Raw genomic sequence first — 25,212 nt, forward strand, 5'->3', positions numbered from 1 at the left:
TTGTACACCTGTGAGAGCAAGCTTTGCTCCCACAGTGTCGTACTCACCTGCGTCGTACACCTGTGGGAGCATGGCTTGCCCGCGAAGCTTTTGATCTTAGCCTTTGACCCTGCGATCACTCATGCGCGCCAACTGACGTTCCAGCATCGATGGATAAGGCTCCAGCAACCGCTCCACGCACGACGCACCTTCGGGGCTGGCGATCGGGCGGATCCGCGCGCGCTGCTTGATCAACGCGTTGTCGTTGATGCTGCGCTCCACCAGCAGCAGATTGCGACTGTGCTGGGACAACGCCAGGGCATCCTGAGCGGTGTCGGTCAGCAGCAGGTCGATCTGGCTGATCCCGAACAAGCCTTCACCCAGCACCAGGCCCAGCTGCAGTTGCAGGGTGATGCCGCTGTCCGCCACTTCGATCTGCAACTGATGCCCCAGGGCACGCAGCAGCTCGCCGCAACAGATGGCATTGGTCAGGTAATCTTCGCCGCTGTCATCGCTATGGAACAGCAGCAACGAGCTGCCATCGCTCAACGTGTGCAGCTCGGCCTGATACAGCGATGCAGCCTGATCCAGGCAGTCGCGATAACGGTCCAGCAACTCCAGCAAGCGCGTGCGCGGCAGGCGGCGCAGCTGCTCTTGCGAGCCCAGTTGCACCGCCAGTACCGCACTGTGGGAGGGCTGCGAGGGCGCCGCGGGTGCCTGCACGGTCTTTACCGCCGGCAGCGGGGCATGGCTCGTCTCGTTGAAATTCGGCTCGTGCAGATCGGCGAAGGCGTCATCGTCCTCGTCGTCTTCCACCGCGCTGATGCGCCGCGGTGCGGCCTTGCCGGCAGCAGGCACGGCGGCCATTTCGTCGAAGCGTGGATCGCGCAGGTTGCGCAATTGATAGGCGTCCTGCGGCTCTTCGTCTTCATCTTCTTCGTAGATTTCTTCTACGTATTCAGGCTCGGCCGGCTCCGGGGCGTACTGCGCGTGCAATTGCCGGGCGAGGTCGCCGATCTCGTCCTGGCGGGTAATGGCCGGGGTGTGTTCGTCGATATGGCGCAGCCACACGCGCAGTTGCAGCAGCGGCGTCGACAGATTGCGCCCCAGGCGCAGACTGAACGCCAAGGCCAGGGCCAGCAGGATACCGGCCAGGATGCCCATGCTTTGCAGGCTGATCAGCATCGGCTGCATGAACTGCGACATGTCGAGGCTGACACGCAAGGTGCCTTCGTTGACGTTCTGGAAGGTGATCTTGGTCTCGTACTGGCCGCCCGAGGCGTCCAGCAACCCGCTTTTCGGCCGTTGCCCGGATTCCGCCACCAGGCGGTTATCGGCGCTGAAGATGGCCGCGTGGGCCACCAGCGGGTTTTTCGCCAAGGTGCTGAGCAGCACGTTGAGGCTGAGGATGTCGTTGGACACCAGCAACTCGGTGGCCGAGACAGCCGTCTGCTGTACCAGACTGTTGCCCAGCGCGTCGGCTTGCTCGTGCATTGCCTGCTTGAACTGCAACCCCATCACGCAGGCATAGATAATCAAGGCCACGGCGACCAGGAAAACGTTATGGCTGGCGATGCGCAGGGCGATCGGTGCGCGGCGGTGACGCAGGGCCCGAAAGATCAGCAGGAAGAAATTATCGTTTTTGACTGGCGTGGGCCGGTTCACTGAGCGCGGCTCTTTTGGCTGAGAAGTTGTTGCGCAGTATAACGAGCGACCCATGGGTGGCAAAGCGCTGCCTGCACCCGATGGTCACTGAAAGTAGGTAGAATGCGATTTTTTTACTCTCTGGGGGTGCGCCTTGAGCGAAAAGCAACAGATCATTACCCTGATGGGCCGCCAATTGCCATCGGCGGTCATCGCTCGTGTGGTCGAGTTGGCTCAGCAGGCGGGCTTGCGGCTGGAGAGCACCAAAACGCTTTCGGCGCCCCTGTTGCAGGCTTCGGCGACCAGCAAAGCCTGTGTCGAGTTGACCCTGCATGGCGAGCTGGCCGATGCGCCGGCCCTGCGCGCGGCGTTCCTGGCACTGGCCGATGAGCTGAGCGTCGATATCGCCCTGCAGCAAGACTCACCCTATCGCTGCCACCGGCGCCTGGCCGTGTTCGACATGGACTCGACGCTGATCGAGGCCGAGGTCATCGATGAACTGGCCAAGGCTCACGGCATTGGCGATCGCGTTTCTGAGATCACCGAGCGAGCGATGCGCGGCGAGCTGGATTTCAAGGCCAGCTTTCGTGAGCGCCTGGCGCTGCTCAAAGGTCTCGATATCGGTGTGCTGGATGCCATCGGCGCGCAGCTACGCCTGACCGAAGGCACCGAGCTGCTGTTCGCCGAACTCAAGCGCCTGGGCTACAAGACCGCGATTCTGTCGGGCGGGTTTACCTATTTCGCCAAGCAGTTGCAGGCGAAGCTGGGGATTGATTACGTGTTCGCCAACGAGCTCGAAGTGGTCGACGGGCAATGCACCGGTGTCGCGGTGGAGCCGATCGTCGATGCACAGCGCAAGGCCGATTTGCTGCAGGAATTGGCGGCGAAGGAAGGTTTGACGCTGGAGCAGACAGTGGCCGTGGGCGACGGCGCCAACGACCTGCCGATGCTGGCGCTGGCGGGCCTGGGCGTGGCGTTCCGGGCCAAACCGCTGGTACGCCAGTCGGCCCAGCACGCCATCTCGACCTTGGGCCTGGATGGCGTGCTCTATCTGTTGGGCCAGCCGGATCGCACATAACACCCTGTAGCGCTGGGCCTGCCAGTGATAGCGGCAGTGTGTCAGTCAGGGCCTCTTCGCGAGCAAGCTATGCTCCCACCGTGTTGTACTCACCTGAGTCGAGCACTTGTGGGAGCAAAGCGCGCTCGCGAACGGGGCCAGCCACGGCCCCCCATGATTGTCAGGCAGAAGCCTGAGTAATCACCGCCACATCGCGCAGTGGCTTGCCGCGCACCGGGGCATCCCCGGCCACATAGTAGTCAGCCGTACTGCGGGGCAGTGGCGCGCGTCCGCGAATCATGTCGGCGATCTTCTCGGCGATCATGATGGTCGGGGCATTCAGGTTGCCGGTGGTGATGATCGGCATGATCGACGCATCCACCACTCGCAGCCCCTGCATCCCGTGCACGCGGCCTTGATGGTCGACCACCGCCATCTCGTCGGTGCCCATCTTGCACGAGCACGAAGGGTGGAACGCGGTCTCGGCATGCTCGCGAATGAACTGATTCAGTTGCTCATCCGACTGCACTTCCACGCCAGGGCTGATCTCGCGGCCGCGGTAAGCGTCCAGCGCGGGCTGCTGCATGATTTCGCGGGTCAGGCGGATGCCGTCACGGAATTCCTGCCAGTCCTGCTCGGTGGCCATGTAGTTGAAAAGAATGCTCGGATAGTCCCGCGGATTCTTCGACTTCAGCTGCACGCGGCCGCGGCTCGGCGAGCGCATCGAACCGACGTGAGCCTGGAAGCCATGCTCCTTGACGCCATTGCTGCCGTTGTAATTGATCGCCACCGGAAGGAAGTGATACTGGATGTTCGGCCATTCGAACTCCGGCCGCGAACGGATGAAACCGCCGGCCTCGAACTGATTGCTGGCGCCGATGCCGGTGCCGTTGAACATCCACTCGGCGCCGATGGCCGGCTGGTTATGCAGCAGCAACGAGGGATACAGCGACACCGGTTGGGTGCAGGCGTATTGCAGATACATCTCCAGGTGATCCTGCAGGTTCTGGCCGACGCCAGGCAGGTCGTGCACCAAGGGAATATCCAGCGCTTCGAGCAGAGCGGCCGGGCCGACGCCGGAGCGCTGGAGCACCTGAGGCGAGGCGATGGCGCCGCTGCACAGCAGCACTTCCTTGCGGGCGCGGGCTTCGATGCGCTTGTCGCTGTCGCCGTCGCCTTCCAGATAGGTCACGCCCACGGCGCGCTTGCCGTCGAACAGAATCCGATCGGTCAGGGCGTGGGTGACGATGGTCAGGGTCGAACGCTGCTTGGCAATGTCCAGGTAACCGCGCGCGGTGCTGGCGCGACGGCCGTTGGGCGTCACCGTGCGGTCCATCGGGCCGAAGCCTTCCTGCTGGTAGCCGTTGAGGTCTTCGGTGCGCGGATAACCGGCTTGCACGCCGGCCTCGACCATGGCGTGAAACAACGGATTGTTGCCGGCCTTGGGGGTCGTCACGCTGACCGGGCCGTCGCCGCCGTGGTAATCATTGGGGCCGATGTCGCGGGTTTCGGCTTTCTTGAAGTAGGGCAGGCAGTCCAGGTACGACCAGTCTTCGAGGCCTGGCAGTTTCGCCCAGCCGTCGTAGTCCATGGCGTTGCCGCGGATATAGCACATGCCGTTGATCAAGGAAGAACCGCCCAGGCCCTTGCCGCGCCCGCATTCCATGCGACGGTTGTCCATGTGCGGCTCGGGGTCGGTCTCGTAGGCCCAGTTGTAGCGACGGCCCTGCAGTGGGAAGGCGAGGGCGGCGGGCATCTGGGTGCGGAAGTCGAGGCGGTAGTCAGGCCCGCCGGCTTCAAGCAGCAGCACGGTGACGCCGGCGTCTTCGGTCAGGCGCGCGGCCAGGGTGTTACCGGCCGAGCCGGCGCCAATGATGATGTAATCGAATTCTTGGGACATGGGATGTTCCCTCTTGGTGAGTCAGGTTTAAGCGCGGTGCTCTCAGGGGCCTCTTCGCGAGCAAGCTTCGCTCCCACAGGAGCGAGGCTTGCCTGCGAAGAGGCCAGCCCGGTCACCGCACCTCTATCGGCAAGCTACGGTGTTCAGAACACCGACGCGTAATCGCCCAGCTCGACCTGCACGGACTTGATGCGGGTGTACTGCGCCAGCGAGCTGATGCCGTTCTCGCGGCCCACGCCGGACTGCTTGTAGCCGCCCACCGGCATCTTCGCGTCGGATTCGCCCCAGGCGTTGATCCAGCAGATACCGGCTTCGAGCTGATGAATCACGCGGTGCGCGCGGTTCAGGTCCTTGGTCACCAGGCCGGCGGCCAGACCGAACTCGGTGTCGTTGGCGCGGCGGATTACTTCTTCCTCACTTTCATAGGTGAGGATGCTCATCACCGGGCCGAAGATTTCTTCGCGCACGATGGTCATCTCGTCTGTGCAATCGGTGAACACCGTGGGCGCCACATAGGCCCCCTCAGCAAAGGCGCCGTCGGTCAGGCGATCGCCGCCGCACAGCAGGCGTGCGCCTTGTTCCTTGCCCTTGGCGATGTAGCCGAGCACGCTTTCCATGTGGGCGAAGCTGACCAGCGGGCCGAAGTTGGTGTTCTCATCCTGCGGGTCACCAATGCGAATACGCTTCACGCGCTCGGCGATCTTGGCTTCGAAGGCGCCTTGCAAGGCCTTGGGCACGAACACGCGAGTACCGTTGGTGCACACCTGACCCGAGCTGTAGAAGTTGGCCATCATGGCGATGTCGGCGGCGCGGTCGAGGTCGGCGTCGTCGAAAATGATCAGCGGGCTCTTGCCGCCCAGCTCCATGGTCACTTCCTTGAGCGAACTGCTCGAGGCGCTGGCCATGACTTTCTTGCCAGTGTCGGTACCGCCGGTGAAGGAGATCTTCTCGATGCGCGGGTGCTCGGTCAGCCAGCTGCCGACTTCGCGGCCGCTGCCGGTCAGCACGTTGAACACGCCATCGGGCAGGCCGGCGGCGGTGTAGATTTCCGCCAGCTTGAGGGTGGTCAGCGAGGTGACTTCGCTGGGCTTGAAGATCATCGCGTTGCCGGCGGCCAGAGCCGGTGCGGATTTCCACAGGGCGATCTGGATCGGGTAGTTCCAGGCGCCGATGCCGACGGTCACGCCCAGCGGCTCGCGGCGGGTATAGACGAACGAGCTGTCGCGCAGCGGGATCTGCTCGCCTTCGATGGCAGGCACCAGGCCGGCGTAATACTCCAGTACGTCGGCACCGGTGACGATGTCGACATAACGGGTTTCGGAGTAGGCCTTGCCGGTATCGAGGGTTTCGAGTTGGGCGAGTTCGTCGTTGCGTTCACGAAGGATATCGACGGCGCGACGCAGGATGCGCGAACGCTCCATGGCGGTCATGGCGGCCCAGACCTTCTGGCCTTTCTCGGCGCTGACCACGGCGCGTTCGACGTCCGCTTCGGTCGCGCGCTGGACCTTGGCGAGGACTTCCCCGGTGGCCGGGTTGATGGCGTCGAAAGTGGCGCTGCCGCTGGCGTCGACGTAACCACCATCGATGTAGAGTTTTTGCAGTTCGAAACGGGCCATAAAATCCTCGCTAAAGCTGAGTGAGTGGCGCTATCCCCCTGGGCCGCGGCCCATTCCGGCAGCCTGGCTGCCGGGAGGTCCAGGAGGCAGGGTCGTCATGCGCCCGTGCCCACCTGTTTCGCCAATTGCGTATCCATGTATTCGAAGGCGATCTGCTGCGCCTGCTCGGTGTCGAAGGCATCCCCCGACAGCGCGCCGCGCAACCACAGACCGTCGATCAAAGCGGCCAGTCCGCGGGCGGCGCTGCGTGCGTCTTCAAGCACGAGCACGCGGCGGAACTGGCAGCACAGGTTGGAATACAGGCGGTGGTCGTTGATCCGCTGCAACCTGTGCAATGACGGTTGATGCATGCTGGCGGCCCAGAAGGCCAGCCAGGTTTTCATTGCCGGGCCGTTGACCTGACTGGCGTCGAAGTTGCCTTCGATGATCAGTTGCAGGTGCGCCCTGGGCGAGTCGTCGACCAGCGCTTGGCGGCGGGCGGCGACGTTTTCGATGAGCGCGTTCATCAGGTACCGCATGGTCGCTGCGATCAGGCCGTTCTTGTCCTGAAAGTAGTGACTGATGATCCCGTTCGAGACCCCCGCCAAGCGGGCGATCAACGCAATGCTGGCATCGGCCATGCCGACCTGATCGACGGCCTGAAGCGTGGCTTCGATCAATTGCTGGCGGCGTATGGGCTGCATACCGACCTTTGGCATCTGTAACTCTCCTTAAGCCTTGGGCCCTGCCGCGGACGTGATACGGCCGTCGAAACCAAGACCAGTGTATTTTATTTAGATTGAACGTTCAATCAATAAAAAATCGGGCGCAAAATCGAGGTGCTTTATATCACCCCGCCGCCGGGCTGGTCTGTGTGGCGTGAATCTGAAATTGCCAGGGTATGAAGATGAGATTCGCGTCGCTCCCTTCGCGGGCAAGCCTTAGTCCCACAGAAGCGAGTCATACACCTGTGGGAGCAAGGCTTGCCTGCGAAAGGGCCGGTGTGGTCAACGCAAGACTCAGCCGTGATTCTTGCCCAGCAACGCGTGATACAACTCGCTGTCGCCCAGAATCCCCACCACTTGGTTGTTGTCCTGCAGCACCAGCTTGTGGCCAGTCTGGTAGCGGATCTGCAGGGCATCGCGCATGCTGATGTCGGCGCTGACCACGGTAGGGCGGCGGTCCAGGCCATCGAAGCCCTGGCCGCTGGCCCAGTTCTGCGAATCCATTGTCGCGCCGCCCTGGCTGATGCCGGCGAAGCTGTTGTCGCTGCCCAGGTTGATCCACGAATCGCTGCCCGGATCGAGGCACACCTTGGCGCCGTTGATGCGGTTGCACTGGTCCAGCGTGCGCATCAGGCTGCGCCCGCACAGCACATTGAGCGGGTTGGTGTGAGCGACGAAGGTGCGCACGTATTCGTCGGCCGGGTTGAGCACGATCTCTTCCGGCACGCTGTACTGCACGATGCGCCCGTCTTTCATGATGGCGATACGCGAACCCAGTTTGAGGGCTTCGTCGAGGTCGTGGCTGACGAACACAATGGTCTTCTGCAGTTTGCTCTGCAGCGCCAGCAGTTCGTCCTGCAGGCCTTGGCGGATCAGCGGATCGAGGGCCGAGAAGGGTTCATCCATCAGCAAGATATCGGCATCCATGGCCAGCGCCCGGGCCAGGCCGACACGCTGCTGCATGCCGCCGGACAGCTCGTCGGGCTTCTTGTTGCGCCACTGCCCCAGGCCCACGAGTTCGAGTTTTTCGTCGACCAGCTTGTTGCGTTCCTTCTCCGGGCGACCCTGCATCTCGAGGCCGAAGCTGATGTTCTCGCGCACCGTCAGCCACGGCATCAGGGCGAATTTCTGGAACACCATGGCGATACGCTTGGTGCGCATCAGCTTGAGTTCGGCCGGGGTGCAGTTGGCGATGTTGATCTGCGAGCCTTCGTGCTCGACGAACAGCGAGCCGCGGCTCACGGTATTGAGACCATTGATGCAACGCAGCAGGCTCGACTTGCCCGAACCGGACAGCCCCATCAGCACGCAGATTTCGCCTTTTTCGACTTCGAGGCTGGCCTTTTCGACGCCGACGATCTGGCCGATCTTCTTCAGGATCTGGTCGCGGGTCATGCCTTGATCGAGCAGCTTCAGGGCTTCACGCGGGTCCTTGGAGAAGATGACGTCTACGTTGTCGAATTTAATGATGCTCATTGGTCGGCCCTCACCTTGGCGTCAGGTTGCTTGCAGATACGGTCGAGCATGATCGCCAGTAATACGATCGCCAGCCCGGCTTCGAAGCCCAGGGCGATATCAGCGGTGTTCAGAGCGTTGACCACGGGTTTGCCCAGGCCGTCGGCACCGACGAGGGCGGCGACCACCACCATCGACAGCGACAGCATGATGCATTGAGTGATGCCTGCCGCGATGCTGGGCATGGCGTGGGGCAGTTCGATACGCGACAGCAACTGGCGGCGCGAGCAGCCGAAGGCCTTGCCGGCGTCGAGCAGTTCATGGGGCACGTCGAGGATGCCCAGATAGGTCAGGCGGATCGGTGCGGCGATGGCGAACACCACCGTTGAAATCAGCCCCGGCACGACGCCCAGGCCGAACAGCGTCAGGGTAGGGATCAGGTACACGAAGGTCGGTACGGTCTGCATCAGATCGAGCACCGGCCGCATCACGGTATAGAACATCGGTTTGTGCGCGGCGATGATGCCCAGTGGCACGCCGATGATGACGCACACGAGCGTGGCGAATACCACCTGAGACAGGGTCTCCATGGTCTCTTGCCAGTAGCCCAGGTTGAGAATGAGCAGGAATGAGGCGACGACGAAAACGGTCAGGCCCCATTTGCGCTGGATGAAATGCGCCAGTGCCGCGATCAATGCCGTGAGGACCAGCGGGTTGAACCACGTAAGGCCAAAGGTGAGGCCGTGGATCATGCCTTCGAGGGTGGAGGAAATGGCGTCGAAGGTGCTAGCGCCGTGGCGGGTCAACCAGTCGACGAATGCCGCGATGTATTCGCCGAGTGGAAGTTTATGATCTGTCAGCAACATAGTGAATGTCCGCATGCAGGGGAATCGGAGCAGGACCGGGCGGCCAGCGCCGCCCGGTCGTTGCGATTACTTCGTGAGCTGAGCCTTGGCGGCCTCCAGGCCTGGTTTGCCATCAACGGTGGTCACGCCGGCAAGCCAGGTGTCGAGCACTTGCGGGTTGTTCTTCAGCCAGGCCTTGGCAGCCACGTCCGGCTTCATCTTGTCGTCGAGCACATTGCCCATCAGCGAGCTTTCCATCGTCAGCGTGAAGCTGAGATTTTTCAGCAGTTGCCCAACGTTGCTGCACTCCTGGGTGTAACCCTTGCGCACGTTGGTGTAGATGGTGGCCTGGCCGAAGTTCGGGCCGAAGTAGTCGTCGCCACCGGTCAGGTACTTCATCTTGAAGCGGGTGTTCATCGGGTGCGGTTCCCAGCCCAGGAACACCACGTCGGTGTTGCGACGCTCGGCGCGGTCGACTTGCGAGAGCATGCCGGCTTCGCTCGACTCGACCACCTTGAACCCTGCATCTTTCAGGCCGAAAGCGTTTTTATCGATCATGCTCTGGATCAGGCGGTTGCCGTCGTTGCCGGGCTCGATGCCGTAGATCTTGCCGTCGAGCTCTTTCTTGAATTTGACGATGTCGGCGAAGTCATGCAGGCCCTTGTCGTACAGCGCCTGAGGCACGGCCAGGGTGTACTTGGCGTTCTCCAGGTTGGCGCGCACGGTTTCCACGGTGCCGGCATCGCGATAAGGCTTGATGTCGTTTTCCATGGTCGGCATCCAGTTACCCAGGAACACGTCCATGTTCTTGCCATCGGCCAGCGACTTGTAGGTCACGGGTACGGAGATCATGGTGGTCTTGGTCTTGTAGCCCAAGGACTGCAGCACGGCGCTGGTGACCGCGGTGGTGACGGTAATGTCGGTCCAGCCGACATCCGAGAAATTGACCGTGCCGCATTGCGCAGGCTCTGCGGCGTGGGCCATAACGGGTAGACACAGCATGGCGGCCAACAACAGCGAGGGTGAACCTTTCATGGGTGAGCTCCTGAGGTGTTTTCTCGTCGACCCCCTGGCGAGGGTCGCTTGTAGGTGTTGCGGCTGACGGGCAGCGCTGGGGTCTGCAAACGCTCTGGCCGAGTGCCTGATAATCGAATCTGTATTGATCATGCCCCCGTCGATAATCAATCGCCTACAGGGGGCGTCGTATCCAGTACAGAGCGAGTCGTATCCAGTATCGATGACGTCGCTTACAGATTTTCGGGCCCCGCAAATCAAGCAAAAGTGTCGGATGGGCCCCTGAAAACGGCCTCTGCCGCGCACTGACGTTGATGGGCAAGCGTTTGTCGGTTGCAGACGCTGCGCCCCGCCGCAAAAGCCCGATGATGCCAGGCAATCGGCGGATTGCTTCTCCATCCTAGCAGCTCCGCCCCCCGGCACCCGGAGTTTGACGGGGCTCAGCCTCAGGAGTTCGCGGCAATGGCTATCAGTGTGTTCGACTTGTTCAAGATCGGTATCGGGCCTTCCAGCTCGCACACCGTCGGCCCCATGCGGGCCGCTGCCTTGTTCGTCCAAGGGCTGCGTGAGCGCGACGAGCTCAACCATGTGCGGCGCGTCGAAGTACGTCTGTATGGCTCGCTGTCAGCCACCGGTATCGGCCATGGCAGCGACAACGCCGTGGTCATGGGCCTGATGGGCGAGTGGCCCGATGCAATCGACCCTGCCTGCATCGGCCTGCGCATCGCCAGCCTGCGCGAGACCGACACGCTGATGCTCAACGGCCAGCTGCCGATCCCGTTCGTGTGGCAGCGCGACATGCTGTTGCTGGACGAAAACCTGCCCTACCACCCCAACGCCATGACCCTGATCGCCGAAGGCGAGCAGGGCGAGCTGCACCGCGACACTTACTATTCAGTGGGCGGCGGCTTTGTGGTGGATGCGGCGCAGGCAGCCAGCGGCGTGCTGGATGCCGACAACACCGTGCTGCCTTATGACTTCAACAGCGCGGTTGAGCTGTTGGAATTATGCGAACGGCATCAGTTGCGGATTTCCGAATTGATGATGGCCAACGAGAAGGTCTGGCGTCACGAAGCAGAAATCCGTGCCGGGCTGATGACGCTCTGGCGTGCCATGCAGGCCTGCGTCGAGCAGGGCCTGTTGCACGAGGGCATCCTGCCGGGCGGCCTGAATGTGCGTCGGCGTGCGGCCAAGCTGCACCGCAGCCTGCTGGAGCTGAACAAGCCCAACGTGATTGGCTCAACCCTGAGCGCCATGGAGTGGGTCAACCTGTTCGCCTTGGCGGTCAACGAAGAAAACGCCGCCGGCGGGCGCATGGTCACCGCGCCCACCAACGGCGCGGCGGGGATCATTCCAGCGGTGCTGCATTACTACATGAAGTTCAGCGACGAGGTCAGCGAGGCCAACGTGGTGGACTTCTTCCTCGGCGCGGCGGCAGTGGGCATTCTGTGCAAGAAGAACGCCTCGATCTCGGGCGCCGAAGTCGGCTGCCAGGGCGAGGTCGGCTCGGCCTGCGCCATGGCGGCGGCCGGGCTGGCGGAGATTCTGGGCGCCACCCCGGCGCAGGTCGAGAATGCCGCGGAAATCGGCCTGGAACACAACCTCGGACTGACCTGCGACCCGGTCGGCGGGTTGGTGCAGGTGCCGTGCATCGAGCGCAACGCGATCGCTGCGGTCAAGGCCATCAACGCCGCGCAGATGGCCTTGCGTGGGGATGGCCAGCATTTTATTTCGCTCGATCGGGTGATCCGCACCATGCGCGATACCGGGGCGGATATGCACTCCAAATACAAGGAAACATCGCGCGGTGGATTGGCAGTGAATACGATCGAGTGTTGATTCAGATCTGTATCGCCTAAGACGCCCTTTCGCGGGAAAGCCTCGCTCCCACAGTTCGGCCCAAGACCGTCCAACGCTGTGAGAGCAAGGTCGCGCGTTCGGCGGCAAAGAGGCCGGCCCCGCCTGTCGACTGACCCGCCGCCACATTAATGCTCACTTCGCACCCGCCGCGCCACGTTTTGGCGCGCGTTCCCTGATGGCCTGGTGATGCCAGCGACCCTTACATGCTCGCTACCGGCGTAGCGTGCTTGCGGGAACACTTCTTTCATCTTCGGGCCTGCGTCTTGCACAGCGTTGCTACCGAAGTGCTCAGAGACCGCGACCCGCCGTGGCGTTGCCCGTCCTCACGCGCCACTTCCCAAGACCGACCTAGACGCATTGCGACGTCGTTTTCAGGTTTTATTGAATAGCCATTCAATTTACGGCATGGCATTTGCGTTGTGTTCGTCATGCCCATCAGCGTCACCGATGGCAAGAACAAGAGCCCACGCCTGGGGCCACCCTATAGCTACGTGAGGAGATACCGCGATGACGTCTTTTACTTCAGGGGCCCAACCCCAGACCCGCACGCCTCAATCCATCGGCTTTCTGCTGCTGGATAATTTCACGCTGATTTCCCTGGCCTCCGCAGTCGAGCCCCTGCGCATGGCCAACCAGCTGTCGGGTCGCGAGCTGTATCGTTGGGTCACCCTGAGCGTCGACGGTAACCAGGTATGGGCCAGCGATGGCCTGCAGATCACCCCCGATGCCTCCATGCACAAGGCGCCGGCACTCGACACCGTCATCGTCTGCGGTGGCGTCGGCATCCAGCGCACCGTTACCCGTGAGCACGTGTCCTGGCTGCAGAGCCAGGCTCGCCAGTCACGCCGCCTTGGCGCGGTGTGCACCGGCAGCTGGGCGCTGGCCTGCGCCGGCCTGCTCGATGGTTTTGATTGCAGCGTGCACTGGGAATGCCTGGCCTCGATGCAGGAAGCCTTCCCGCGTGTGGCCATGAGCACGCGTCTGTTTACCCTCGACCGCAACCGCTTCACCAGCTCGGGCGGCACCGCGCCGCTGGACATGATGCTGCACCTGATCAGCCGCGATCATGGCCGTGAATTATCGGCGGCCATCTCAGAGATGTTCGTCTACGAGCGCATCCGCAACGAACAGGACCACCAGCGCGTGCCCCTCAAGCACATGCTCGGCACCAACCAGCCTAAATTGCAGGAAATCGTCGCGCTGATGGAAGCCAATCTCGAGGAGCCTATCGACCTCGACGAGCTTGCCGTTTATGTCGCGGTGTCGCGTCGGCAGTTGGAGCGGTTGTTCCAGAAGTACCTGCATTGTTCGCCGTCACGCTACTACCTCAAGCTGCGGTTGATTCGTGCGCGGCAACTGCTCAAGCAGACGCCGATGTCGATCATCGAAGTGGCGTCGGTGTGCGGGTTTGTCTCCACGCCGCACTTCTCCAAGTGCTACCGCGAGTACTTCGGCATTCCGCCGCGCGATGAGCGCGTAGGGTCGAATAACTCCCAGCAAGTGGCGATGATCCCGATTCCGCAGTCCATGGTATTGGCGCCGTTGTCCGGGCCGTTGTCGGCCTTGAGTCAGGCGCGCAACGAGTCGACGTTCGCCAGCGTACGGCTGTAACGCGTCGCCCGACTTTCGGGCCTCTTCGCGGGCAAGCCTTGCTCCTGCACGGGCGGTGTGATGTACACCTGTGGGAGCAAGGCTTGCCCGCGAAGGGGCCGGCCCCGACAAATCATTGCCTCAGGCCGTAGCCTTCTTGAACTGCGCCAATGCCGGCAGCAACTGCTTGTCGATCGCCTCGCGCACCGCTGGCAAGATCGTTGCGCTGCCGGTCAGGATCTCCTCCACCATCTTGCGCAACGCCTTGAACCGCGCTTCATCCAGTCCCCTCACCGCACACTGACACGCCTGTTCGGCAGTGGCGCCGGGCGGTGTTTCGAAACCCAGCGCCCTGAGGTGGCTGAGCAGGTCTTCCTGGTCAATCAAATCCGCGTGCATCATGGCGCTTGTCCTTTATGGCAGAAGGGAGGATTGATCGGATTCTGGTTGCAGGCGCGCAGCTGGGCAAGTCCCGAGTGACGGCTTGGCAGGGATAGCTAACAGCGTGTCGTTTTTGGACGCGAGGCGCGCTTGCTGAATCGGCACACTGCACCCGGCCAGGATGGCGCCTGGGGTTTGGTCACCTTCCAGGCAATGGTTGGTCGATAACGAAAAACCCCGGTGTCGCGCACGGCTTTACCGGGGGTTTTTCTGTTGCCAGCCGACTCGATGTGAACGCTCGCTACGCTCTCAGCGCCATAGCTTTCAGCTTAGTGGCCCCCTGTCCGATCTCAGCATTCAAGATGCTGCATTGCTCCTCGGCCAGATACTGCACGACTGCTGCCAAGTCCTTCGCGACATGTCCCTTCCCGGTAGATAGATCATCCTGAATAGCCCGACCCAAAGCTGACAGCCACCGCAGACACTCGTGGCTGGCCCGCATTGTATCGAGGGATTCACTGGCTATTTTTTGTACAGTCGCTGGCGTATTCATTGGCGAGCCTCCTGCACCACAGGGTTGGCAAGATCGCCCTGGCGGGAAATACCAGGCGCCAAACAGCAAATGCGGGGAATACGGATTTCAAGCGGATTGGTACGGATCATTTATGTAGCTCCTGTTGTTGAGGAACTATTGTTTTTTCGGGTCGCCAAACCCGTTCGCTGATGTGCAGCGACCTCGGCACGATACCGGGCATCACCGGCGCTAGCAACAGCAATACCAGGGACGAAAGGACCAGGCCTGCTAGCCCTTGGGCACCTGCCAACCCCCACCCAACGCAACCACCAACCCCACGCTGGCTTCGACCTGCCGCGTCTCCAGACTCTGCAATTGCCGCTGCGCCAACAACGCCGCCGTCTGCGCGGTCACCACTTCCAGATAGCTCGCCGCTCCCGCCTGATAGCTGCTCATCGCAATTTGTTCCGAGGCATTAGCGGCATCCACCGCAGCCTTCTCGTCCACCGCTTCGCGCTGCAAATCACGCAACTGGCCGAGGTTGTCCTCGACCTCGCGCACGGCGTGCAGCACCTTGCTGTGATACTGCGCGGCGGCTTCGTCAAACTCGGCTTTTGCCTGGCGATCCGCCGCGCTGCGCCGGCCGCCATCGAACAGCGGCAGATTCAGCACCGGACCGATCGCCCAATAGCGATTGGCGGCGCTGAGCAGATTGCCGACGCCTTGAGTTTGCCCGCCGATCAACCCGCTGAGGCTGAAATCCGGATACCAGGCCGCCCGCGCCACACCGATATTGGCGTTGGCAGCGAACACTCGGCGCTCGGCCGCGGCCACATCCGGACGACGTTGCAGCAGGCGGCTCGGCAACTGCGCCGGTAACTCAGGTATGGCCATCAGCGGCTGGTCGGCCGCCAGGGAGAACTCGCTCGGCAATTGACCCACCAGCTCGGCAATCGCATGCTCGGCGAGATTGCGCTGCGCACGGACATCATCCAGCTGTGATTGGGCTTCGGCCAGTTGGCTCTGGGCACGTGTGAGGTCCAGCTCGGAGGAGATCTTGCCCTCGTAGCGATCCTTGGTCAGCTGCAGCGCCTGGCTGTAATCGTCGAGCGAGTGGCTCAGCGTCCCGGCTTGGGCATCCAGGCCGCGAGCCTGCACGTAGAGCGTGGCCAGTTGCTGTTGCAGGCTCAATTGCGCGGCGGCCAGGTCGTCACCGCTGGCCTGCGCCTGGGCATCACCGGCGGCGACCTGGTTGCGGATGCGCCCCCACAGGTCGAGGTCGAAATTCAGGCTGACGGTAGCCGTATTGCTGTTGTACACCGACGGCTGAGTATCACCGCGCAACGGTCGGCTATCCGATTGACGCTGGCGCACGGGGGATGCCGAAGCGCCGATCTGCGGCCACAGACCGCCATGCAAACCGCTGGCATAGGCGGTGGCGGCATCGAAGTGCGCCACGGCGGCGGCCAGGTCCGGGTTGGCCTTGAGCAACTGCTGTTGCAGGCTGTTCAAGCGCTCATCGTGGTACAGCAGCCACCACTGTGTCGGCAGTTGATCGTCGGCGGCGACAGCATGCCAGGGTCCGACCTGTTCGCCGTAGTGCTCGGGCAGCGCCACGCTCGGCGCCTTGTAGGTGGGCGCCAGCGAGCAGCCCTGCAGCGCGAGGGCCAACAGCAGGGCGGCAAAGCGTGCGCAATCAAGCCTTGGGCGCATGGGCAACTCCTGTTTCGGCCAGCTTCACGGGGTCGTTCTCGCGCAGGGCATCCGGCGGGTTGTCGACCACCCGGTCCTTGGTCGCCAGGCCTTGGTCGATCACCAACCGCGCGCCGAGGTCCAGACCGATATGAATGTCGCGCATATGCACATGGTTGCTGGCATCCAGCACCGCCACCTGGGTGCCTTGGGCGCGGAAGATCAGCGCGCTGGACGGGATACTGACTGCGTGCAGATCGGCAGCGACCTTGACCGTGGTGTCGGCGTAGTCACCGGGCATCAGCGCGCCGTCCGGGTTGTCGGCGACGAATTGCGCCAGCAATGTGCCGGAGCGCGGGTCCACCGAAGTGGAGTCGCCCAGGAGGGTGGCGGTATAGGTCTTGCCGGGGTGTTCGGGCACCGTCAGCTGCACTTGCAGGCCGGGGTGCACGGCGCTGGCGTAGTTCTGCGGCACCGGAATGTACAGGCGCAGGCGGCGGGTGTCGGCGATGGTGAACAAGGATGTGGTCCCGCCGTCGTCGGCCTTGATCAACTGGCCGATGTCGGTGTTGCGCGCGGTGATGGTGCCGGTGAATGGCGCGCGAATGGTCTTGTACGCTTCAAGGTCCTTGAGCCGAGCGTAGTCGGCCTCGGCGGCTTGCACATCGGCCTTGGCCACGGCGGCGCTGGAGACTTTTTCGTCCACCTCTTGTTGCGACACCGAATGGGTATCGAGCAGATGCTGCCAGCGTTGCGCGGTGCTGCTGGCCAGTTGCGCACTGGCCTTTTGTTGCAGCAGGTGCGCATAGGCCTGGGCCATCTGCTGGTCGAGCTCGGGGCTGTCGATATCGGCCAGCACCTGGCCGGCCTGGACCTGGGTGCCGATGTCGGCTTTCCAGTCCTTGAGGTAGCCGCTCACCCGGGCGTTGATCGGCGCCATGTTCCAGGCCTGCAGATGCGCGGGCAGGCTCAGGGTGTCGCCTTGGGCATTGACGCTCGGGGCGAAGGTGCTGACCACCGGTATCGCCTGGCTTTCGGTCCAGGCCTGCACGGCGTGGGCATCGCGGCTGCGGGCCGAGAGGCCGACGCCGACCAGCACGGCTGCCAGGGTCAGGCCGCTGATGCCGGCCACCATCAAGCGTTTGCGCGAAGGGGTAGGGTTAGATGACATGAGCGGTTTCTCCAACGACAGCGCGAGGGGTTGAGCGACGGTGCGCCAGGCTGAACACCACGGGCACGAACAACAAAGTAGCGGTAGTGGCGAGGATCAGGCCGCCGATCACGGCGCGCCCCAGCGGTGCGTTCTGCTCTTGCGAGATGGCCAGCGGCAACATGCCGATGATCATCGCCAGCGCAGTCATGCACACCGGGCGAAAGCGCGTGTAGCCGGCCTCCATGGCGGCCTTGAGGGCGTCGCCGTGTTCGGCCAGGCGCTCGCGGCAGAAACTCACCACCAGGATCGAGTTCGCCGTGGCCACGCCCATGCACAGAATGGCCCCGGTGAGTGCCGGCACCGACAGCGAGGTACCGCTGAGGAACAGCATCCACACGATCCCGGCCAGCGCCGCCGGCAGGGCGGTGATGATCACGAACGGGTCGACCCATGACTGGAAGTTGATGACGATCAGCAAGTAGATCAGTACCACCGCCCCCAGCAGGCCGACGCTCAAACCGTTGAAGGCTTCATGCAGCGCGTCGATCTGCCCGTGCAGGCTGATGATCGCGCCTTTGGGCCGCAGGCTGGCGGTGTCGTCGATGGCCTTTTGAATGTCCTTGGCCACGCCGCCCAGATCGCGGCCTTGCACGTTGGCGTAGATGTCCAGCGTCGGGGTGACGTTGTAGTGGGTGATCACATCGGCGCTGTTGACCCGCTTCAAGGTGGCGATACCGCCGAGCACGGTGCTCTGGCCATTGCTGCCGGTGATCGGCAGGGACTCGAGCTCCGGCAGGGTGTCCATGCGGTACTGCGGGGTCGCGCCGACCACCGAGTACGACACGCCGTTGGCCGGGTTCAGCCAGTAAGTCGGCGCGGTCTGCGAGGTGCCGGCCAGTGAGGCACCGAGGCTGGTGGTCACGTCACGCTCGGTAATGCCTAGCTGGTTGGCGCGCTGACGGTCGACGTTGACCTGCAACGATGGGTAGCCCAGCGATTGCTGCAGGCGCAGGTCGGCTATACCGGACACATGCTCCAGGCGGCGTTGCAGCTCGGCGGCATACGCACGGTTGGCGGCGTCGTTGGGCCCAGAGATTTTCACGTCCAGCGGCGCCGGTGCACCAAAGTTGAGGATCTGGCTGCTGATATCTGCGGGCATAAAGGCGAAGCCGGTGCCGGGGAAGCTTTGCGGCAGCACTTCACGCAGGCGCTTGACGTAGTCGGCAGTCGGCGCATGGCCTGGCTTGAGCGACACCTGGATGTCACCGTCCTGCGGGCCGACCGTGCCGCTGGCGCTGTAGGCCATGTCGATACCGCTGAGTGGGATGCCGATATTGTCGATGACGGTGTCGAGCTGATCCGGCGGCACGACCTCGCGGATCTTCGATTCGATGCGATCGAAGGCCGCCGCGCTTTCTTCGATACGCGTACCCAACGGCAGGCGCACGTGCATGGCCATGGCGCCGGCATCGGTGTTGGGGAAGAAGTCTTCACCCAGGCTCGGCAACAGCAGGAAGCTGGCCAATATGCAGGCCAGGAAGCCGATCAGGAAGCGCTTGCGGTTGCCCAGGGCCAGCAACAGCAGGCCATGATAGGCATCGCGCAGCGCCGAGAAGCCGCGCTCGAAACCGGCCTGAAAGCGGATCAGGCCGCTGACCAGAGGATTGCGGCGAGGGTGTGAGGTGGCAGTGAGATCGCTTTCGCGAGCAAGCTTTGCTCCCACAGTGTCAACCGCCCCAGCGTCGTGCGCTTGGGATCTTGAAGTGTCCACCGCTCCAGCATCGTGCGCTTGGGATCTTGAAGTGTCCACCGCTCCAGCATCGTGCGCTTGGGATCTTGAAGTGTCCACCGCTCCAGCATCGTGCGCTTGGGATCTTGAAGTGTCCACCGCTCCAGCGTCGTGCGCTTGGGATCTTGAAGTGTCAGCTGCTCCAGCGTCGTGCGCTTGTGGGAGCAAGGCTTGCCCGCGAAGAGGCCCGTCCTGCTGACCCGTTTCCCCATGCTGATCCCCTTCATGATGATTGATATAGGCATCCTCCGGATGATGCCCCTCACCGCCCTCGACCTTGTGCGGCTTGAGCAGGTACATCGCCAAGGTCGGCACCAGGGTCCGCGACAGCAAAAACGAACTGGCCATGGCGAAGATCACCGCCAGCGCCATCGGCCGGAACAGATAACCGGCGATGCCTTGCAGCATGAACATCGGCACGAACACGATGCAGATACACAGCAAGGACACGAACGCCGGCCCGACGATCTGCCTGGCGCCATCGAGGATCGCGTCCTTGACCGCCTTGCCTTGTTCCAGGTGCCAGTTGATGTTTTCGATGGTCACCGTGGCGTCATCCACCAGGATGCCAACGGCCAGCGCCAGCCCCCCGAGCGTCATGACGTTGAGGGTCTGCCCGGACACCGCCAGCAAGGCGATGGCCGACATCACCGCCAGCGGAATCGAAGCGGCGATGATCAGCGTCGAACGCCAGCTGCCGAGGAACAGCAGGATCATCACGCTGGTCAGCAAAGCGGCGATGATGCCTTCACGAGCAACGCTGCCGACCGACTCCTTGACGAACACCGAGGCATCGCCCAGCAACGTGGTCTTGAGCTCCGGCGGCAGGGTTTCGTTGATGCGCGGGAGCATGTCGCGAATGCTGTCGACGATTGACAGGGTCGAGATGTTGCCGTTCTTCAGCGCCGGCATCAGCACCGCGCGACGGCCGTCGACGCGCACGATATTGGTTTGCGGCGGCGAGCCGTCGCGCACGTGGGCGACCTGGCCGAGGGTGATTTCGGCGCCGTCGACCGTCTTGATCGGCAGGTCGTTGAGGGCGTCGATGGCGGTCGGGCTGTTGTTCAACAGAATGGTGTATTCGTCACCGCCGAGTTTGGCGGTGCCCACCGGGATGATCTGGTTCTGCGCCGCCAGGGCGTTGGCCACATCCTGCGCCGACAGGCCCTTGGCGGCCAGCGCTTGCGGGTCGAGGTCGAGGGTAATCTGGCGTTGCTTGCCGCCCATGGGCGTCGGCATGGCCAGGCCCGGTACCGAGGTCAGTGGCAAGCGGACGCTGTTCTGCACCAGGTCACGAATCCGCGCTTCCGACAGCGTTGGGCTGGAGAACGCCATCTGCAGGATCGGCACCGTTGACGCGCTGTAGTTGAGGATCAATGGTGGGGTGATACCGGCCGGCATCTGCTTGAGCACGGTTTGCGACACCGCGGTCACTTGAGCGTTGGCCGTGCGGATATCGACACCCGGCTGGAAGAAGATCTTGACGATCCCCATGCCCGGCAAGGACTGCGACTCGATGTGCTCGATGTCGTTGACCGTGGTGCTCAGCGAGCGTTCGTAGGTGTAGATCACGCGTCCGGCCATGGCGTCTGGCGCCAGGCCGGCGTATTGCCAGACCACCGCGACCACTGGAATGCCGATGTCAGGGAATACATCGGTGGGTGTTCGCACGGCAGCGAGCGGCCCCACGATGCAGATGAAAATCGCCATCACGAGAAACGTATATGGCTTGGAAAGTGCGGTCTTGACCAGCCCGAGCATGCTAAGCCCCCCAATGTTGAATCGGCGCAGTCTTCCATGGAACACGCCAGACACTTCCTTAACTCGTATGAAGATTGCGTTAGGGCCTTGTTCATGGGGATTCATTTGTTTAGAGCGGTCGCGCTGCCCAAGCTTGTCGGCAAACAACACTGACTTCCTCTTTCTCGACTACGAATACAGGTACTGCTCATGAACGCAAAATGGCGTGTGTTGATCCCTCTGCTGGGTATGGTCGGGCTGCTTGCCGGCTGTGCCGGGCCGATGCCCAAGCCCGATCCGAATGATGCCTGGGTCGGCCTGCACGAAGAGCCGGACGCGGTGCTGATGGCCGCCGACCTGGACGGCAAGCGCTTGAACGACGGGCGTTACTTTGAAGTACCACCGGGCAAGCACCGGTTGGACATGACCTTGATCGTCGATGGCGTGGGCGACAACGACGAGCAGAACTGCTCGGCGCGGGTGGATTTCGGCCAGTTCAAGGCGGGCGGGCATTACAGCCTGGTGGAGAGCAGCCTGGGTGAGGATTACACGGTCAAGCTTGAAGACAGCAAGGGCAAGCAGATCGGGCATGCGTCTGATGTGACGTGCCTGCCGGGCTAACGGATTTGTGCTGATACGACCGGCCCCTTCGCGGCCCGACGTGCACCCTTGCTCCGATAGTGTAAGCCGGCCCTGAGTCCTGCACCTGTGGGAGCACAGCTCACTGGCGAAGGGGCCGGTACAGCTCGCCAAAAACCATGGAATCTCCCGCAGAATCGACGGAACTGGAGCCGTACGCCTGCGCGAGCAAGGTTGCGTGTTTGGCGGCGAAGCGGCCATCCATGGCCACCCTAGTCAAAGCGCGATCTTGCGGCCTGCATACTCCGGTGCAGGCCAGTCTTGCTGGGCAGCCGTTATTCGCTCCAGTGCTGCCTTCGTTTGCGGCGTAAACGCCGCCGACTTCGGCCCCTCCAGATTCACTTGCAACAACATCTGCTCACTCGCCGCCATCACTTGCGCTTCTCCTTCGGGGTGGAGTGTCAGGTAGAGCTGCAAGCGCTTGCGATCCATCGCCATGATCTGGATCCGCGCCTCAACTGCTGCGCCCAGCTTCACTTCATGCAGATAATTGATGTGCGCCTCCAGGGTAAACAGCGTCAACCCGGTACGCTCACGGCTCCGTGCATCCAGGCCGATCTCGTCCATCAAGCCATCCACTGCATAGCTGAAAATCAGCAGGTAAAAGGCATCGCGCAGATGCCCGTTGTAGTCCACCCATTCCGGCGGGATCGCCCCACGCCAGCCGATCATTCTGCGAACGCCATGCCGTGCTTGGCCTTGGTCACCCGCACCGCGTCAAGTACTGCCAGCAGGCAGTCGTCGCGGTAGCGTTCCAGTGCGCTGATGCTGCGTTCGCCGAGTTGCTCCGTGGTGCCGTCGACCACGTCATCGATCAGCTTGTTGGTCAGTTCCGGCGCGGGCAGGTAGGTCCAGGGCAGTTGCAGCGCCGGGCCGAACTGGTTCATGAAGTGGCGCATGCCGGCATCGCCGCCGGCCAGGGTGTAGGTCAGGAAGGTGCCCATGAACGACCAGCGCAAGCCGGCGCCGAAGCGGATCGCGTCGTCGATTTCGCCGGTGGTGGCAACGCCGTCGTTGACCAGGTGCAGGGCCTCGCGCCACAAAGCTTCGAGCAGGCGATCGGCGATGAATCCGGGGACTTCCTTGCGTACGTGCAGCGGCCGCATGCCCAGCGATTGGTAGACCTTGATCGCCGCTTGCACGGCCTCGGGATCGGTCTGTTTGCCGCCGACTACTTCCACCAGCGGCAGCAGGTACACCGGGTTGAAAGGATGGCCTACCACGCAACGCTCGGGGTGCGTCGCGCCCTCGTAGAATTCGCTGGGCAGCAGGCCCGAGGTGCTGGAGCCGATCAAGGCGTTCGGTTTGGCGGCGGCGCTGATCCGGCTGTGCAATTGCAGCTTGAGATCGAGGCGCTCGGGGGCGCTTTCCTGGATGAAATCGGCATCGCGCACGCATTCCTCGACGGTTGCCACAAAGCGCAGGCGCTCCTGGGAGGCGCTGGCGCTGAGGCCTTGCTTGACCAGTGCTGGCCAGGCATTGGCGATTCGTTGGCGCAAGGCGGCTTCGGCGCCGGGGGCTGGGTCCCAGGCGACCACGTCAAGGCCGTGGGCGAGGGCGCGGGCGACCCAGCCGCTGCCGATCACGCCGCTGCCGAGGGCGGCGAACGTCTTGATGTTGGTGATGTACGTCATGTGCGGTCCTCGTGTGTCGGATTCCGGCTGGGGAAATCCTTTAGATGTTTTTGCATGCCTGGATGGCCCCTTCGCGAGCAAGCTTTGCTCCCGCAGAGTTGCCAGAGTCGTACGCCTGTGGGAACAAGGCTTGCCGCGAAGAGGGCAGAGGCCTGAGTCAAGGCATCAACGCCGGGTGAGGTTCATTTTTGCCCGGCCTTCGGCCGGCGTAAGGATGCGCGCGCCCAGGCGGGTGAGGATTTCACTCACGCGCTCGACCAGTTGGCCGTTGGTCGCGAGCACGCCTTTTTCGAGCCACAGGTTGTCTTCCAGACCGACCCGCACATTGCCGCCCAGCAACACCGATTGCGCGGCCATGGGCATCTGCATGCGGCCGATGCCGAAACCGGACCACACCGCATCGCTGGGCAGGTTGTCGACCATGGCCTTCATGGTGGTGGTATCCGCCGGCGCGCCCCAAGGGATGCCCAGGCACAGCTGGAACAGCGGGTCGACCAGCAGCCCTTCCTTGATCATCTGCTTGGCGAACCAAAGGTGGCCGGTGTCGAAAATCTCCAGCTCGGCCTTCACGCCCAACTCGGTGATGCGCTGGGCGCCTGCGCGCAGTTGCTGCGGGGTAGAGACGTAAATGGTGTTGCCGTCGCCGAAGTTGAGGGTGCCGCAATCCAGCGTGCAGATCTCCGGCAGCAACTCTTCGACATGGGCCAGGCGCGTCAGCGGGCCGACCAGATCGGTGCCGGGGCCGAAGTCGGTGGGCGATTCGCCCGCGCCGATCTCCAGGTCGCCGCCCATGCCTGCGGTGAGATTGACGATGATGTCGATGTCCGCCTCGCGGATGCGCTCCATGACTTCACGGTACAGCGCTACGTCACGGCTGAATTGCCCGGTCTGCGGGTCGCGCACATGGCAGTGGACCACGGTGGCGCCGGCCTTGGCGGCTTCGACGGCAGCGGCGGCGATCTGCTTGGGGGTAATGGGCACGAGGTGGCTCTTGCCGGTGGTGTCGCCCGCGCCGGTGAGGGCACAGGTGATGATGACGTCGTGGTTCATGGAGCTGATTCCTTTGGCCGGTTGGCGCTAACGGTGTTGACCGATACCTGCATCGGTGTGGCGCCCAGATTACGGTTTAGTCGCAAAGGAAAGGCGAACCACGGCGACGTGGACTTGTACACAGACGACTTGGGCGAGGAATACACGTAGTGGGCGGGAAGACATTTACGCCCTGATCCGTTTGACCAGGTTTTCAAATAGAGAGTTATTTTTATAGCCCGCCAATAATTCGGGATTTTGAAGTAAGTGTTTAAACTGCTGGTCGTATTCTGCAGCTTTAAGATAGTTGAAGGTTTCAGATACATCACCCGTCATGGCCGAGGCTTTCAGGTAGGCGTCTTGAAGTTTAGCTCGCGCTTTATCTGGATTCTGGCCTGCACCATCCGTCGCCATTGAGAATAGGCGCGAGTGAGTGGTCTCTGCTGCTTTTTTTGATGCGGGGATTGGAATGGCCGAACTTGAAGGTCTATTGATGGCTACAGGTCTCGTTTTTAATCGCGGAGTATTAATGTGTGTTCCTAGTAGCTTTCCTACGTCAGGGTCTGTCTCTAGGAGGTGGTGAATTGTCCAAAGTTTTTTGAGCTGGAGATCATCTATAGGAATTGCCGTCCTTGCAGCACCCCATGCAGGCATATGCCCGGTAGGATCGAGATAGTTGACCGGGTCACTTTTCCCATAGGCATAGCAGTTCAACCCTCCTTTGCCAAAAGGACTGATACTATCCGGGCTATTGAACCGCATCAGTAAAGGGTTGTAGTTGCGGTAGCCGCTACCGAGCAAGTAATGGCACGATGGCGCCTCTTTGTACTGGCCGTTGAATGCCAATCGCGAGCGGACAGTTTGACTTTCTCGATGCAGGCCAAACGGAAGGTAACTCACAAAAGAGTGCCGCGATTGAGTCCTCAGGACGGAGTTATGCTGGTCAGTTGCTATCAGTTGAACACTCATTTTTTAAT

Annotated in this window: 17 protein-coding genes and 3 pseudogenes; 4 read left to right on the forward strand and 16 right to left on the reverse strand. The window is 62.4% G+C overall.

All coding sequences use genetic code 11. The annotated features are described in order from the left end of the window. Positions 1-96: 96 nt before the first annotated feature. Positions 97-1,644 (reverse strand): AhpA/YtjB family protein, encoded by a 1,548-nt coding sequence (locus tag LIX93_RS12130; RefSeq protein WP_226504274.1) that lies wholly within the window; start codon positions 1,642-1,644, stop codon positions 97-99. 139 nt (positions 1,645-1,783) lie between these two features. Here LIX93_RS12130 and serB point away from each other — a divergent pair. Next, a pseudogene (gene serB / locus LIX93_RS12135) lies at positions 1,784-2,701 on the forward strand (phosphoserine phosphatase SerB); the annotation flags it as partial. Positions 2,702-2,861: 160 nt separating this feature from the next. On the opposite strand, the gene betA reads toward serB, so the two are convergent. The 6 genes from betA to LIX93_RS12165 all read right to left on the reverse strand — a co-directional run bounded on the left by betA (position 2,862) and on the right by LIX93_RS12165 (position 10,235). Beyond that, on the reverse strand, positions 2,862-4,580 hold the full coding sequence (gene betA, locus LIX93_RS12140; RefSeq protein WP_226504275.1) for a choline dehydrogenase: 1,719 nt from the start codon (positions 4,578-4,580) through the stop codon (positions 2,862-2,864). A 143-nt stretch (positions 4,581-4,723) separates the two neighbouring features. Then, the gene (betB, locus tag LIX93_RS12145) at positions 4,724-6,196 is read right to left on the reverse strand and encodes a betaine-aldehyde dehydrogenase (protein WP_226504276.1); all 1,473 of its coding nucleotides are present in this window, start codon (positions 6,194-6,196) and stop codon (positions 4,724-4,726) included. 95 nt (positions 6,197-6,291) lie between these two features. After that, a complete protein-coding gene (gene betI / locus LIX93_RS12150; RefSeq protein WP_226504277.1) occupies positions 6,292-6,894 on the reverse strand; it encodes a transcriptional regulator BetI in 603 nt (200 codons plus the stop codon). A 300-nt stretch (positions 6,895-7,194) separates the two neighbouring features. Further along, positions 7,195-8,376, reverse strand: coding sequence for a choline ABC transporter ATP-binding protein (choV, locus tag LIX93_RS12155; protein WP_226504278.1), 1,182 nt, complete (start codon positions 8,374-8,376; stop codon positions 7,195-7,197). Further along, a complete protein-coding gene (choW, locus tag LIX93_RS12160) occupies positions 8,373-9,221 on the reverse strand; it encodes a choline ABC transporter permease subunit (protein WP_226504279.1) in 849 nt (282 codons plus the stop codon). The genes choV and choW overlap by 4 nt, the downstream gene beginning before the upstream one ends. A gap of 66 nt (positions 9,222-9,287) precedes the next feature. Further along, positions 9,288-10,235 (reverse strand): choline ABC transporter substrate-binding protein, encoded by a 948-nt coding sequence (locus LIX93_RS12165; RefSeq protein ID WP_226504280.1) that lies wholly within the window; start codon positions 10,233-10,235, stop codon positions 9,288-9,290. 441 nt (positions 10,236-10,676) lie between these two features. Here LIX93_RS12165 and LIX93_RS12170 point away from each other — a divergent pair, with 441 nt between their 5' ends. Both LIX93_RS12170 and LIX93_RS12175 read left to right on the forward strand, forming a co-directional pair. Continuing rightward, the gene (locus LIX93_RS12170) at positions 10,677-12,053 is read left to right on the forward strand and encodes an L-serine ammonia-lyase (RefSeq protein WP_226504281.1); all 1,377 of its coding nucleotides are present in this window, start codon (positions 10,677-10,679) and stop codon (positions 12,051-12,053) included. Between the two features lie 528 nt (positions 12,054-12,581). Then, positions 12,582-13,685, forward strand: coding sequence for a GlxA family transcriptional regulator (locus LIX93_RS12175; RefSeq protein ID WP_226504282.1), 1,104 nt, complete (start codon positions 12,582-12,584; stop codon positions 13,683-13,685). A gap of 120 nt (positions 13,686-13,805) precedes the next feature. Here the strand turns inward: LIX93_RS12175 and LIX93_RS12180 are convergent, their stop codons facing one another. The 5 genes and pseudogenes from LIX93_RS12180 to LIX93_RS29720 all read right to left on the reverse strand — a co-directional run. Then, positions 13,806-14,066 (reverse strand): hypothetical protein, encoded by a 261-nt coding sequence (locus LIX93_RS12180; RefSeq protein WP_226504283.1) that lies wholly within the window; start codon positions 14,064-14,066, stop codon positions 13,806-13,808. 781 nt (positions 14,067-14,847) lie between these two features. After that, positions 14,848-16,272, reverse strand: coding sequence for an efflux transporter outer membrane subunit (locus LIX93_RS12185; protein WP_226504284.1), 1,425 nt, complete (start codon positions 16,270-16,272; stop codon positions 14,848-14,850). Beyond that, the gene (locus tag LIX93_RS12190; protein ID WP_226504285.1) at positions 16,256-17,422 is read right to left on the reverse strand and encodes an efflux RND transporter periplasmic adaptor subunit; all 1,167 of its coding nucleotides are present in this window, start codon (positions 17,420-17,422) and stop codon (positions 16,256-16,258) included. Before LIX93_RS12190 ends, LIX93_RS12185 begins: the two co-directional genes overlap by 17 nt. Continuing rightward, a pseudogene (locus LIX93_RS29715) lies at positions 17,412-19,079 on the reverse strand (efflux RND transporter permease subunit); the annotation flags it as partial. The gene LIX93_RS12190 and the pseudogene LIX93_RS29715, both read right to left, overlap by 11 nt. Positions 19,080-19,403: 324 nt before the next feature. After that, positions 19,404-20,954, reverse strand: a pseudogene (locus LIX93_RS29720) (efflux RND transporter permease subunit); the annotation flags it as partial. A gap of 189 nt (positions 20,955-21,143) precedes the next feature. On the opposite strand from LIX93_RS29720, the gene LIX93_RS12200 reads away from it, so the two are divergent. Further along, positions 21,144-21,554 (forward strand): hypothetical protein, encoded by a 411-nt coding sequence (locus tag LIX93_RS12200; protein ID WP_226504286.1) that lies wholly within the window; start codon positions 21,144-21,146, stop codon positions 21,552-21,554. A 234-nt stretch (positions 21,555-21,788) separates the two neighbouring features. Here the strand turns inward: LIX93_RS12200 and LIX93_RS12205 are convergent, their stop codons facing one another. The 4 genes from LIX93_RS12205 to LIX93_RS12220 all read right to left on the reverse strand — a co-directional run bounded on the left by LIX93_RS12205 (position 21,789) and on the right by LIX93_RS12220 (position 25,204). Beyond that, entirely contained in the window at positions 21,789-22,244 is a 456-nt protein-coding gene (locus LIX93_RS12205; protein ID WP_226504287.1) for a thioesterase family protein, read from the reverse strand. Then, positions 22,241-23,206 (reverse strand): L-carnitine dehydrogenase, encoded by a 966-nt coding sequence (locus LIX93_RS12210; protein ID WP_226504288.1) that lies wholly within the window; start codon positions 23,204-23,206, stop codon positions 22,241-22,243. The genes LIX93_RS12205 and LIX93_RS12210 overlap by 4 nt, the downstream gene beginning before the upstream one ends. Positions 23,207-23,371: 165 nt before the next feature. Continuing rightward, a complete protein-coding gene (locus tag LIX93_RS12215) occupies positions 23,372-24,256 on the reverse strand; it encodes a 3-keto-5-aminohexanoate cleavage protein (protein ID WP_226504289.1) in 885 nt (294 codons plus the stop codon). A gap of 165 nt (positions 24,257-24,421) precedes the next feature. Continuing rightward, a complete protein-coding gene (locus LIX93_RS12220; protein WP_226504290.1) occupies positions 24,422-25,204 on the reverse strand; it encodes an RHS repeat-associated core domain-containing protein in 783 nt (260 codons plus the stop codon). Positions 25,205-25,212 lie beyond the last annotated feature (8 nt).

It is taken from the genome of Pseudomonas sp. MWU16-30317 (assembly GCF_020515695.1).
In the GTDB taxonomy this organism is placed as follows: domain Bacteria; phylum Pseudomonadota; class Gammaproteobacteria; order Pseudomonadales; family Pseudomonadaceae; genus Aquipseudomonas.